Source organism: Allobosea sp. P2_B12, assembly GCF_056404835.1.
Genome location: NZ_JBFUDG010000003.1, coordinates 354,544 through 366,660, shown reverse-complemented (window position 1 = coordinate 366,660; position 12,117 = coordinate 354,544). Strand labels below are relative to the sequence as shown.

At 67.1% G+C, this 12,117-nt stretch carries 12 protein-coding genes; 6 read left to right on the top strand and 6 right to left on the bottom strand.

Annotation, left to right across the window (positions count from 1 at the left end; all coding sequences use genetic code 11):
• Positions 1 to 132: 132 nt before the first annotated feature.
• The 4 genes from hutU to hutI are packed head-to-tail and all read right to left on the bottom strand — an operon-like array spanning position 133 to position 5,411.
• The gene (gene hutU, locus AC1DYU_RS10595) at positions 133 to 1,800 is read right to left on the bottom strand and encodes a urocanate hydratase (RefSeq protein ID WP_476791576.1); all 1,668 of its coding nucleotides are present in this window, start codon (positions 1,798 to 1,800) and stop codon (positions 133 to 135) included.
• A gap of 52 nt (positions 1,801 to 1,852) precedes the next feature.
• Complete coding sequence (gene hutG, locus AC1DYU_RS10590) at positions 1,853 to 2,659, bottom strand: N-formylglutamate deformylase (RefSeq protein ID WP_476791575.1); 807 nt, start codon at positions 2,657 to 2,659, stop codon at positions 1,853 to 1,855.
• Entirely contained in the window at positions 2,656 to 4,191 is a 1,536-nt protein-coding gene (hutH, locus tag AC1DYU_RS10585) for a histidine ammonia-lyase (protein WP_476791574.1), read from the bottom strand. Before hutH ends, hutG begins: the two co-directional genes overlap by 4 nt.
• Positions 4,188 to 5,411: an imidazolonepropionase gene (gene hutI, locus AC1DYU_RS10580; protein ID WP_476791742.1), complete on the bottom strand. Its 1,224-nt coding sequence runs from the start codon at positions 5,409 to 5,411 to the stop codon at positions 4,188 to 4,190. Before hutI ends, hutH begins: the two co-directional genes overlap by 4 nt.
• Positions 5,412 to 5,524: 113 nt before the next feature.
• Here hutI and AC1DYU_RS10575 point away from each other — a divergent pair, with 113 nt between their 5' ends.
• Positions 5,525 to 6,892 carry a formimidoylglutamate deiminase gene (locus AC1DYU_RS10575; RefSeq protein WP_476791573.1) on the top strand — a complete coding sequence of 456 codons (1,368 nt, stop codon included), beginning with the start codon at positions 5,525 to 5,527 and terminating at the stop codon, positions 6,890 to 6,892.
• A 20-nt stretch (positions 6,893 to 6,912) separates the two neighbouring features.
• A complete protein-coding gene (gene hutC / locus AC1DYU_RS10570) occupies positions 6,913 to 7,662 on the top strand; it encodes a histidine utilization repressor (protein ID WP_476791572.1) in 750 nt (249 codons plus the stop codon).
• A 74-nt stretch (positions 7,663 to 7,736) separates the two neighbouring features.
• Here hutC and AC1DYU_RS10565 read toward each other — a convergent pair whose 3' ends face one another.
• A complete protein-coding gene (locus AC1DYU_RS10565; protein ID WP_476791571.1) occupies positions 7,737 to 8,288 on the bottom strand; it encodes a hypothetical protein in 552 nt (183 codons plus the stop codon).
• A gap of 17 nt (positions 8,289 to 8,305) precedes the next feature.
• Between AC1DYU_RS10565 and AC1DYU_RS10560 the strand changes: the two genes are divergently transcribed.
• From AC1DYU_RS10560 to AC1DYU_RS10545, 4 genes are all read left to right on the top strand, one after another.
• The gene (locus tag AC1DYU_RS10560) at positions 8,306 to 8,701 is read left to right on the top strand and encodes a PRC-barrel domain-containing protein (protein WP_476791570.1); all 396 of its coding nucleotides are present in this window, start codon (positions 8,306 to 8,308) and stop codon (positions 8,699 to 8,701) included.
• Positions 8,702 to 8,948: 247 nt separating this feature from the next.
• Positions 8,949 to 9,839: a transglutaminase-like domain-containing protein gene (locus AC1DYU_RS10555; RefSeq protein WP_476791569.1), complete on the top strand. Its 891-nt coding sequence runs from the start codon at positions 8,949 to 8,951 to the stop codon at positions 9,837 to 9,839.
• A gap of 77 nt (positions 9,840 to 9,916) precedes the next feature.
• Positions 9,917 to 10,816: a diacylglycerol/lipid kinase family protein gene (locus AC1DYU_RS10550; protein WP_476791568.1), complete on the top strand. Its 900-nt coding sequence runs from the start codon at positions 9,917 to 9,919 to the stop codon at positions 10,814 to 10,816.
• A 70-nt stretch (positions 10,817 to 10,886) separates the two neighbouring features.
• On the top strand, positions 10,887 to 11,561 hold the full coding sequence (locus AC1DYU_RS10545; RefSeq protein ID WP_476791567.1) for a phosphatase PAP2 family protein: 675 nt from the start codon (positions 10,887 to 10,889) through the stop codon (positions 11,559 to 11,561).
• Positions 11,562 to 11,576: 15 nt separating this feature from the next.
• Here the strand turns inward: AC1DYU_RS10545 and AC1DYU_RS10540 are convergent, their stop codons facing one another.
• Positions 11,577 to 12,065, bottom strand: a complete 489-nt coding sequence (locus tag AC1DYU_RS10540) for a pyridoxamine 5'-phosphate oxidase family protein (protein WP_158482853.1) — start codon at positions 12,063 to 12,065, stop codon at positions 11,577 to 11,579.
• Positions 12,066 to 12,117 lie beyond the last annotated feature (52 nt).

The window sequence follows — 12,117 nt, the reverse complement described above, 5'->3', positions numbered from 1 at the left end:
GGGGCTCCGCGCAGCGGAGAACCCGGAACCCACGACTGGGCGACGACATCCATATTTGCCGAGGGGGCTGGCTGGTTCACCCGGTCGTGGGTTCCGGGTTCGCCCTTCGGGCGCCCCGGAATGACAGTGGGCTCACCCCAGAATCCCCGGCAGCTTCAGGCCCTTCTCTCTGGCGCAGTCCACTGCGATCTCGTAGCCCGCATCGGCGTGGCGCATCACGCCGGTGGCCGGGTCGTTCCAGAGCACGCGCTCAAGCCGCTTGGCCGCTTCCGGCGTGCCGTCGGCGACGATCACCACGCCCGAATGCTGCGAATACCCCATGCCGACACCGCCGCCATGATGCAGCGAGACCCAGGTCGCGCCGCCGGCCGTGTTGAGCAGGGCGTTCAGCAGCGGCCAGTCGGAGACCGCGTCCGAGCCATCCTTCATCGCTTCCGTCTCGCGATTGGGCGAGGCGACCGAGCCTGAATCGAGATGGTCGCGGCCGATCACGACGGGGGCCTTGAGCTCGCCCTTGGCCACCATCTCGTTGAAGGCGAGGCCGAGCCGATGTCGATCACCGAGGCCGACCCAGCAGATCCGCGCCGGCAGACCCTGGAACTTGATCCGCTCGCGCGCCATGTCGAGCCAGTTGTGCAGATGCGCGTCGTTGGGCATCAGCTCCTTCACCTTGGCGTCGGTCTTGTAGATGTCCTCGGGATCGCCCGAGAGCGCGGCCCAACGGAACGGCCCGACGCCCCGGCAGAACAGCGGCCGGATATAGGCCGGCACGAAGCCGGGAAAATCGAAGGCATCAGTGACGCCCATGTCCTTGGCCATCTGGCGGATGTTGTTGCCGTAATCGAGCGTCGGCACGCCCATGCGATGGAAATCGAGCATGGCGCCGACATGCACCGCCATCGACTCCTTCGCCGCCTGGATCGTCCCGGCCGGGTCGCGCTCCCGACGCTCCTCCCATTCGGACAGCGTCCAGCCCGCCGGCAGATAGCCGTTAAGCGGATCATGCGCCGAGGTCTGGTCGGTCACGACGTCGGGCCGGATGCCGCGCTCGACCATGTCGGGGAAGACCTCGGCCGCATTGCCGAGCACGCCGACCGAGACGGCCTTCCCGGACTTGTGGGCGCGCTCGATGATCTCCAGCGCCTCGTCGACGCTGTCGGCTTTCTCGTCGAGATAGCCGGTGCGCAGGCGGAACTCGATCGACGAAGGCTTGCACTCGACGGCAATCATCGAGGCGCCCGCCATGGTCGCGGCGAGCGGCTGAGCCCCGCCCATGCCGCCGAGCCCGCCGGTCAGCACCCATTTACCCTTGAGCGAGCCGCCGAAATGCTGCCGGCCGACCTCGACGAAGGTCTCGTAGGTCCCCTGAACGATGCCTTGCGTGCCGATATAGATCCAGGAGCCGGCCGTCATCTGGCCGTACATCATCAGCCCGAGCTTATCGAGATGGTGAAAATGCTCCCAGTTGGCATAGGCCGGCACGAGGTTGGAGTTGGCGATCAACACGCGCGGCGCGTCCGGATGCGTCTTGAAGATGCCGACCGGCTTGCCCGACTGCACCAGCAATGTCTCGTCGGCTTCGAGCGAGCGCAGCGAGGCGCAGATGCGGTCGAAATCCTCCCAAGTCCGGGCGGCGCGGCCGATGCCGCCATAGACCACGAGTTCGCCTGGCTTTTCGGCGACATCCGGATCGAGATTGTTCATCAGCATCCGCAGCGGCGCTTCGGTGAGCCAGCTCTTGGCGGACAACTCCGTGCCGTGCGGGCTGCGGATGACGCGGCTGTTGTCGATGCGGGTCATGGACGGTTCCGTTCGGGGCAGGGCGGTTTAAGAAATAGGGCGCGGATGGCCGTCAGCCGAGGCCGACGGACTCGACCATCGCGGCAGAAAGCGCCGCATCGATGATGCTTTCGAGCGCGGCCTGAAGCGGGCGCGCGCGGGCGGCATCGAAATGCCAGGGCGGCGCTTCCTCTGCGAGATAGGCGCTCAGCGCGATCTCCATCTGGATCGCGTGGACGCCATCCTGCGGGCGGCCGTAATGCCGCGTGATCCAGCCCCCCTTGAAGCGGCCATTGACGATCTGCGTTAGCTCGTGGCCGGCCATCGCGGCAGCAGCAGCCGTCTCGACCGCGGGCGCGCAGCTTTGGCCCGAATTCGTGCCGAGATTGAGCGTCGGCAGCATGTTCGGGAAGAGCCGTGGGATGACCGATTTGATCGAGTGGCAGTCCCAGAGCAGGCACCAGCCATGCGCGTTCTTGGCCCGCGCGATCTCGGCAGCGAGCGCATCATGATAGGGCTGGAAATAGACCTCGCGCCGCCTTGCGATCTCGGCCTCGTCGGGCGGCGTCGTCCAGATCGCCTCGCCGTCAAAAGTCGTCGTCGGCACCAGCTCCGTCGTCGCCTGGCCGGGATAGAGCGAGACGCCCGACGGGTCGCGGTTGAGGTCGATGACATAGCGCGAAAGCCCGGCCTCGACGATGGTCGGCTGGAAGCGCTCCGCGAAGGCGTAGAGCTGGCGCATATGCCAGTCGGTGTCGGGCACGGCCCGGCCGGTCTCGTTCAGCGCGGCATGAACCTCAGGCGGCAGGCCGGTGCCGGGATGCGGCATCGACAGGATGAGCGGGGAGGGGCCCCGGGTGACGGTGACGATGTCGGTCACGCTCCGAACTCCATGAAGCAATCCAGTCCAGCCGCCTTGCCGACAGCCCCCGACAGCACGAACGCCGTCGCCGCGGCGAGGTCGGGCGCAAGATAGCGATCCTCGGTCAGCGGCGCGATCTGGCTACGCAGCAGCGCGAGCACCGGCTCCAGCCTCGGGCTTGTCGTCATCGGGCGATGATGCTCGATCGCCTCGGCCGCCGCCATAAGCTCGACGCCGATGATGCTGGCGGCATTCGCAGCCATGTCGAGCAGGCGATAGGCGCCATGCGTCGCCATCGAGACATGGTCCTCCTGATTGGCGGAGGTCGGGATCGTGTCGACCGAGGCCGGATGGGCCTTCTGCTTGTTCTCCGACGCCAGCGCGGCCGCCGTCACCTGCGCGATCATGAAGCCGGAATTGAGCCCCGCATCGCGCGCCAGGAAGGGCGGCAGACCGCTCATCACCGGATCGACCAAAAGCGCGATCCGGCGCTCGGACAGATTGCCGATCTCGCACAGCCCCATCGCCAGCATGTCGGCGGCGAAGGCGACCGGCTCGGCGTGGAAATTCCCGCCGGAGACGATCTCGCCCGGCCCCAGCACCAGCGGATTATCGGTGACGGCATTGGCCTCGATCGCAAGCGTCGCTGCGGTGTTGGCGAGCAGGTCGCGGATCGCGCCCATCACCTGCGGCTGGCAGCGCAGCGAGTAGGGGTCCTGCACCTTTGAGTCGCCGAAGCGATGGCTGTCGCGGATTTCGCTGGCGGCGATCAACTCGCGCAGGATGGCGGCGACGCGGATCTGGCCGGGCTGGCCGCGCAGGCTCTGGATGCGCGGATCGAACGGCGTGTCCGAGCCCTTCAGCGCATCAACCGAGAGCGCGCCTGCGACCAGCGCAGCGTCGAAGACACGAGCCATCGCGCTGAGTCCCGCGAGCGCCAGAGCGGTCGAGACCTGCGTGCCGTTGATCAGCGCGAGCCCCTCCTTGGCGCCGAGCACGAGCGGCGCCTGGCCGATCCGCGAGAGCGCCTCTGCGGCGGGCATCACCTCGCCCTTCAGCCTGATCTCGCCAACGCCCATCAGCGCGGCGGTGAGATGAGCAAGCGGCGCCAGATCACCAGACGCGCCAACCGAACCTTTCGCCGGCACTACCGGCAGCGCATCCGCCGCGAGCGCCCCGACCAGCGCTTCGACCACGACAGGCCGAACACCCGATGCCCCGCGTGCCAGGCTCGCCGCCTTCATCGCGAGGATCAGCCGCACGACGCTGTCGGGCAAAGCAGGGCCGGTGCCGACCGCATGCGACAGGATCAGGTTGCGCTGGAGCGTGGCGAGATCGGCATCGGCGATGCGCACGCTGGCGAGCTTGCCGAAGCCTGTGTTGACGCCATAGGTCACGGTTCCCGCCGCGACGATGTCGTCAACGATCGCCTGCGCCGCCGCGATGGCCGGCCCGCTCGCCGCCGAGAGCGAAATCGAGGCGCCGTCGAGCACCTCGCGCCATTGCGGCAGGACGGCATCGCCGGGTTCGATCGGCAGGGGCGTGCTCATTGTCCGTTCCAGATCCGGGCGTGAAGCGGGTTGAAGCCGATGCGATAGGCCAGTTCGGCCGGGCGCTCGATGTCCCAGATCGCGAGGTCGCAGGCCTTGCCGGCCTCCAGCGTGCCGATCTCGTCAGCCAATCCGAGAGCCGTAGCGGCATGGCGCGTCAGCCCCGCCAGCGCCTCCTCCGGCGTCAGCCGGAACAGGGTGCAGGCCATGTTCATCACCAGAAGCGGCGAGGTCAAAGGCGAGGAGCCGGGATTGGCATCGGTCGCCAGCGCGATCGCGACGCCATGCTTCCGCAAGAGCTCGATCGGCGGCTTCTGCGTCTCGCGCAGGAAATAGAAAGCGCCGGGAAGCACGACCGCGACCATGCCGGCCAGCGCCAGCGCGATCACGCCGGCCTCGTCGAGATATTCGAGATGGTCGCCCGACAGCGCGCCCATTTCGGCCGCGAGCGCGGCACCGCCGAGATTGGAAAGCTGCTCGGCGTGGATCTTGATCGCCAGCCCCTTGGCCTTCGCCGCCGCGAAGACGGTCCGTGTCTCCTCCGGCGAGAACGCGATCCCCTCGCAGAACACATCGACCGCATCCGCCAGCCGCTGCGCCGCGATGGCATCCAGCATCGGCCCGACAACCAGATCGACATACTCACCCGAGCGGCCCTTGAACTCGGGCGGAACCGCATGCGCACCGAGGAAGGTCGTGCGGATCCTGACCGGGCGCTCCCGTCCCAGTTGCCGTGCCACCGCCAGTTGCTTGATCTCGGCCTGCTGCTCCAGCCCGTAGCCGGATTTGATCTCGACGGTGGTGACGCCTTCCGCCATCAGCGCCGAAAGCCGCTTGTCGGCGCTTGCGAACAATTCCGCTTCGCTCGCCGCCCGCGTCGCCTTGACGGTAGAGAGGATGCCGCCGCCGGCACGTGCGATCTCCTCATAGCTCGCGCCCTGCAGGCGCAGCTCGAATTCATGGGCGCGGTCGCCGCCATAGACGAGATGGGTGTGGCAATCGATCAGGCCGGGCGTGATCCAGCGCCCGCCGCAATCGATCGTTTCGGTGGCGCGGAAAGCCGGCGCATCGCTGCGCGGCCCGGCATAGACGATCCGGCCGCCGCTTGCCGCCACGACCCCGTCTTCGATCGCGCCATAGGGAGCGGAAACGCCGGGCGACATCGTCGCCAGACGCGCCTGCGTCCAGAGCCTGTCGCAGGTCGGGGCCTCGCCGGACATCGTCGCCACGTCAGCTCCTCTCGACTATCCTTCGCGTTCGAATATGCTATCTAATTGCATATGCAAATGGCAAGAGTTTAATTGCATATGCAATTGGCGAATGGAGCGATGCCGTGACACTGACCCTGCATCTGGAGCAAGCCCTGCTGCCGCAAGGCTTTGCCGATCATGTCAGGCTCACCGTCGCGGACGGGACGATCACCTCGGTCGAGGCCGGTGTCCCGGCCGGCGCCGATGATATCCGGCTTTCGGGTCTCGCGCTGCCCGGCATGCCGAACCTGCACAGCCACGCCTTCCAGCGCGGCATGGCGGGCCTGGCCGAGCGTCGCGGCGCGGGCGAGGATTCCTTCTGGACCTGGCGCGAGGTGATGTACCGCTTCCTCGACCGGCTCGACCCCGACGATGTCCAGGCGCTTGCCGCCCAGGCCTTCGTCGAGATGCTGGAGGGTGGCTTCACCGCGCTCGCCGAGTTCCACTATCTCCACCACGACAAGGACGGGCGCCCTTACGAGAACATCGCCGCGATGGGCGCAGCCATCGCCGCCGCCGCCGAGGAAGCCGGGCTCGGCCTGACGCTGCTGCCAGTGCTCTATCGTTTCGGCAATTTCGGCCAGGCTCCTTCGGTCCATGGCCAGCGCCGCTTCGTCAACGACCGCGACTCCTATCTCAGGCTGATCGAGGCGAGCGAGGCCGCGATCCGCCATCTCCCCGACGCCAAGTTAGGGCTCGCCCCGCATTCGCTGCGGGCGGTGGCGCTCGACGATCTCGGCTGGCTCGCCGCGTTGCGCCCCGATGGGCCGCTGCACATCCATGTCGCCGAGCAGATGCGCGAGGTCGAGGACAGCGTCGCGATCATGGGCCGCCGCCCCGTCGCGCTGCTGAATGAGACCATCGAACTCGACCGGCGCTGGTGTCTGATCCACGCCACCCATCTCGACGATGCCGAGCGCGATGCGATCGCCGCAAGCGGCGCCGTCGTGGGCCTGTGCCCGATCACCGAGGCTAGTCTGGGGGATGGGATCTTCGATGGCGTGCGCTACCGGGCCGGCGGCGGCCGCTATGGCGTCGGCAGCGATTCCAACATCCAGATCGATGCCGGCTCCGAACTGCGCCTGCTCGAATATTCGCAGCGCTTCCGTGATCGTCGCCGCGCTCTCCTGGCCGAAGCCGATGCCTCGACCGGCGTCGCTCTCTGGCGCACTGCGGCGGCAGGCGGCGCCCAGGCTTGTGGACGCGCGCTAGGCGCGCTCGCGCCGGGCCTGCGCGCCGATCTGGTGACGCTGGACGCGGACCACCCCGCCATCATAGGCAAGACCGGGGAAGCGGCGCTGGACAGCGCGATTTTCATCGGCAATGCACTGCCCGTGCGGGACGTCTTCGTCGGCGGCCGCCAGGTCGTCGTGGATGGACGCCATCCGGCGCGCGCCGCGGTTAAGGAACGCTTCGCCGCCGTCATGCGCAAGCTGCTGGCCGCGCTGTGACTGCCACGCCGCCGGAAGCAATGGCGCAGACCCGTCTCGATGCGGTGAGGCTCGATGGCGCAGGCCCGATCTACGACCAGATTCGGCGCGCGATCCGCGATCTCATCCTGGGCGGAACCTGGCCGCCGGGGACGTCGGTGCCGCCTGAACATGCGCTGATGGAGCAACTCGGCGCCTCGCGCATGACCGTGCATCGCGCTCTGGTGCAACTTGCTCGCGAGGGCCTGATCACACGCCGCCGCCGCTCGGGCACCATCGTCGCGAGCCCGCCGGCGAGCCACGCCATGCTCGACATCCTCTCGATCCCCGAGGAGGTCGAGCGGCTCGGACAGCGCTATACTTATGAGGTTCTGTCACGCGAGGACGGCCGCCCCTCGGCCGAGCTCGCGCTGCGCTTCGGTTTGAAGCGGGGCGAGAAGGTCGCGCATCTCGTCACGCTGCATTGCGCCGACGACAAGCCTCATGTCCTAGAAGAGCGGGTAATCCATCTGGCGACGGTGCCGGCGGCAGGCGAGGAGGATTTCAGCCGGACGCCGCCGGGCGACTGGCTGCTTCGCAACAGCCTGTGGTCCCAGGCCGAGCATGCGATCAGCGCCGTTCCCGCCGAACTGGACGACGCACAACTTCTCGGGATCGGGGCAGGCCAGCCCTGCCTCCTGATCGAGCGCAGAACCTGGAACCAGGGGGCGCCGGTGACGGCTGTGCGCCTGCTTTACCCCGGCTCGCGTCACCGCTTCGTCGGTCGCTTCGGACCCTACGGAGCCGTCTGAACTGCCCAAGGTCACTAAGCTTGCAAGGCCACGACAACCGGGCCGCCTCGAAGGGCAGCCCGGCATCGTGTCGATCAGCAATCGTAACGGAAGCGCTGGCCATACTCGTCCCGGCCGACGCAGGTGCGGGTCGGCGAAGTGGCCCCACCGATCGCGCCGCCAGCGACGCCGCCGATCGCCGCACCAGCGAGGGCGCCGCCTGCACGTCCTGTGGCCAGGCCGCCGATGACTGCGCCAGTTCCGGCGCCGATCAGGGCGCCGCCGCCGACGCGCTCTTCCTGCTGCGTACAGGCACCAAGCGATGCCGCGATGGCAGCGATGATCATGATTTTTTTCATTGGAACTGTCCTTGGCGCTTCGAGGTTCACAAGCAATGGCCGCAGGCGCCTGAATTCGGGCGCCTTGGTGTCGCGGCCATTGCTGACCGTCTCCGGACAACGGTTGCAGCTCCCACAAGTTCCTCCCGAACGTTTCGCCTCGGCTTGTCCACCCCGGCTACGCTCCACGGTTTCGCTAAAACGGTCCCCGACGCTGCGACAAAACGGCTGACCAAACCGGTATTTGGCGCGGAACCTTCCCCGGCAAGACACGTTGATCCGGCAATCCCGCAGCTTGCCCAGCTGCACAGCCGGAGGATCCGCACATGACCCTGCACGACACGTCTTCGGCCCTTGGGGCCAGGCCCTCGTCGAACCCGCTCATCGCCGGTGCGCGCGTCGCTGGCACGGAGGTCTACAACACCGCGGGCGACCATCTCGGCGAAATCTATGACGTCATGCTCGACAAGCAGACGGGCAAGGTCGCCTACGCCATCATGTCGTTCGGCGGCTTTCTCGGGCTCGGCGAGAAGTATCATCCGATTCCGTGGAGCGTGCTCGATTTCGACAGCGACCGTGGCGGCTACGTCGTCCCGCTGACAAAGGACAAGCTCGAGGCCGCCCCCATGTACGACAGCGAGGGTGAGCCCGACTGGGACGACAAAGCCTATGGCAAGCGCGTCCATGATTACTACGGCACGATGCCCTACTGGATGATGTAGGCACGCCCAGACGCTGGTCGCGGCGGTTGCTATCCCCCCAGCCGAACCGTCGTGGCGGCGGGATGCGGGCCGAAAGGCCCGCATCTTCCGTTTTATGAGAGCACCACTCTCAAGCCGTGTGAGTGAGACGGGCGCGCCGATGGCGCATCTATCCTGTGAACGAGCAGACGAGCACCAGCAGGCTCCGGACCGCTGCGTCCGGCATCGACGGCGGAAGGCCATTCGATGCGAACCCCATGAGAGCGTTATGCACATCCGCTACGGCTACAACATCGAGATCGTCTGCCAGCAGGAATTGCCGCTCATCACGCTGCTCGACGTGCATCCCTCGCGCCGGCACGATCTCCTGACGCCGGGCGAGATGATCGTGACCTCGCTGCTCGATCCGTCGCGGCGGATCGAGGCGACGCAGCATATTGACCCGTTCGGCAACATCTGCCGCCGGATCACCGCGCCGGCGGGTGGTATCGCCTTACGCGCCGAGGGCCTCGTCCAGGATTCCGGCGAGCTCGATCCGGTCAATCAGGCTGCCGGCGAGGTGCCGCCTGCGCGTCTTCCAGATGAGGCATTGGTCTACCTCCTGGGCAGCCGCTACTGCGAGACCGACAAGCTCTCGGCGCAGGCCTGGAGCCTGTTCGGCCATATCCCGGCGGGCTGGCAACGCGTTCAGGCGATCGTCGATTTCGTCCATAACCACCTGACCTTCGGCTACCATTTCGCCCGCAGCACGCGCACGGCGGCGGAGGCTTTCGAGGAGCGTATCGGCGTCTGCCGTGATTTTGCGCATCTCGCGGTCGCGCTGTGTCGCTGCGTCAATATCCCGGCGCGCTACTGCAACGGCTATCTCGGCGATATCGGCGTGCCGCGAGATCCGGCGCCGATGGACTTCAACGCCTGGTTCGAGGTCTTCCTCGGCGGCCGCTGGTACACCTTCGATGCCCGCCACAACATGCCGCGCATTGGCCGCGTCGTTATCGCAAGAGGGCGGGACGCGACCGATGTGGCGATGGTCAGTTCCTTCGGCCCGCATACGCTGCGGCGCTTCGAAGTGACGACCGAGGAGGTCGAGGAGCCGCTGGTCGATATCGCCATGCGGACGCCGGCGAACGCCCGGCGGATGGTGTCGGCGAGCATCTGACCCTATATCTCGGGGCGGCGGTGGATTGATCGCATCGCCATCCTGCCCCGGAACGGGGTCCTCTTTCGCGTCGCCTCATGCATCACGTCGTTATCGTCAATGCCCGCGCCGGTACCGTGCTCGAGGCAGGGCCGGAGGCTTTTGCCGCGCGTATTGTCGCTGCCTTCGAGGCCCATGGCTGCTCTGCCGACGTCAGGCTGGTGCATCCGCGCGAACTCGATGACGCGCTCTCGCTGGCGATCGAGGACGTCGATTGCGTGCCGGTGATCGCCGGTGGCGACGGCACGATCAACGGCGTTCTTCCTGTCCTGCTGCAGGCGGACAGGGCAGTCGGCGTCCTGCCGCTGGGCACGGTCAATGTACTCGGGCGGGATCTCGGTCTGGCCGGTGTGCTCGAAAACCAGATCGCCGCGCTCTGCAAGGGCGAGCCGGTGGTCATGGATGTCGGCAGCGTCAACGACCGGCTGTTCCATTCGATCTCGGGCATGGGATTCTTCAGCCTGATGGCGCGAGAGCGCGAATATGCCCGCCGCCGCTTTCCGTTCAGCCGGGCGGTGGCGTTCATGGTCGCTGCGACGCGCTCGATCCTGTTCACCCGGGCAATCACCGTCGATGTCGGCATCGGCGAGGAGCGCCGCGTCGTCGAGGCCGATGCCGTGCTGGTCACGGTCAACAGCTTCGACGGCGCCGAATGGCGGCGCGAGCGGCTGGATGGCGGCGTTTTCGAGGTCCATATCCTCAATGCCGGCGGGCTCTATTCCCGCTGCAAAGCGGCGTTCTCGATCGTTTCGGGCAAATGGCGCAACTCCCGCGACCTGATGTCCTTCACTGGCTCGGAGGTGACGTTGACGCGCCGCGACAAGCGTCGCGGCCACATAACCTTCGACGGTGAGGTCGAGCGCAAGGCCGGCCCGCTGGTCTATAAACTGCTTCCTGGCGCCATCCGGTTGATCGCGGCACGCAAACAGTCTCTTTGAAAGCGCGGGTGCAGTGTCTATCTGCGATGTCCGTCCTGGACCCGATCCATCGCCCGGAGTCGCCGTCTCCTTGCTTCAGCCGCGTCTGCTTATCCCCGTTGCTGCCGCCTTTGCCTTTCTGGGCCTTGCGCTGTTCATCTCCTCCGGCCGGAGCTTTGCGTTCGATCGCAGCCTGGTGCTGCTTTTCCGCGAGAGCGGCGACCTGTCGGTTCCGCTTGGACCCGCCTGGTTTCGCGAGGCGATGCGCGATGTGACCGCGCTCGGCAGCTTTGTCGGGTTGGGCATGATGACGATCGCGGCCAGCCTGACGCTGTGGCTCTGCCGCTACCGGCATCTCGCGGTCGGCCTGGCCGTCACGGTGATCTCGGCGACGCTGGTCAGCACCTGGCTGAAGATCGCGATCGGCCGGGAGCGGCCCGATATCGTCGAGCACGCCGCGCTGACCTTCACAGCGAGCTTCCCCAGCGGCCACGCCTTCCTGTCGGCGGCCACCATGCTGAGCATTGCCGGCTTCATCGGCCTTGCCTCGCACCGGGACGACATCACGCGGCTCTGCATCTGGCTGGCCTGGGTGATGATCGTCCTGATCGGCGTCAGCCGCGTCTATCTCGGCGTGCACTGGCCGACCGACGTGATCGGCGGTTGGTGCCTGGGCATCGCCTGGTCGAGCCTCGCGGTGGCGTTGCTTGGCCGGAGAATGGCGGAAGCCGATCCGCCCGATGCCGGGCCGGCAGCCTCCGGGTGACAGGACGGGCCGATCCTATCGCATGTCGATCGTCGCGTTGACGCCAAGATCGGGCTGGCGGCCCAGAATCTTGGCCGTCGCCAGCTTGAAGGCGACGAGCACGCCGCTCGACGGGCCGTTCCAGATCTCCGCCGAGAGCGGCGTCAGCGCCAGCAGCATCGCGTCGGGATCGTCGGGGCCATCGGGAAACCAGGCGCCCGTCATGGGTGTCCAGATCTGCCGGATCAGGTCCCGGTCGTCGATCTCGGCGGCCGTGCAGTCGATCGCCGCATAGAAGTTGCGGTCCTCCTCGCTGATCGCGATCGAGACCGTGGGCGAGCGCAGCGCCTCGGCGAGCGCCCCGGTATGGCGATGGGTCACGAACAGGAGGCGGTGGTTCTCACGGTCGATATGGCCCGACATCGGCCGCGTCCGGATCGCCCCATCGGCGACCGTCGTGACCATGCAGACCGGGTGACGGTCGATCGCGGACCAGATCGTCTGCTGGAGTTCGGTTTCCGGCATGGCGCGCCCTCCTGATGCAACGATGGCGGCGGCAGCTAACGATGAAACGCTG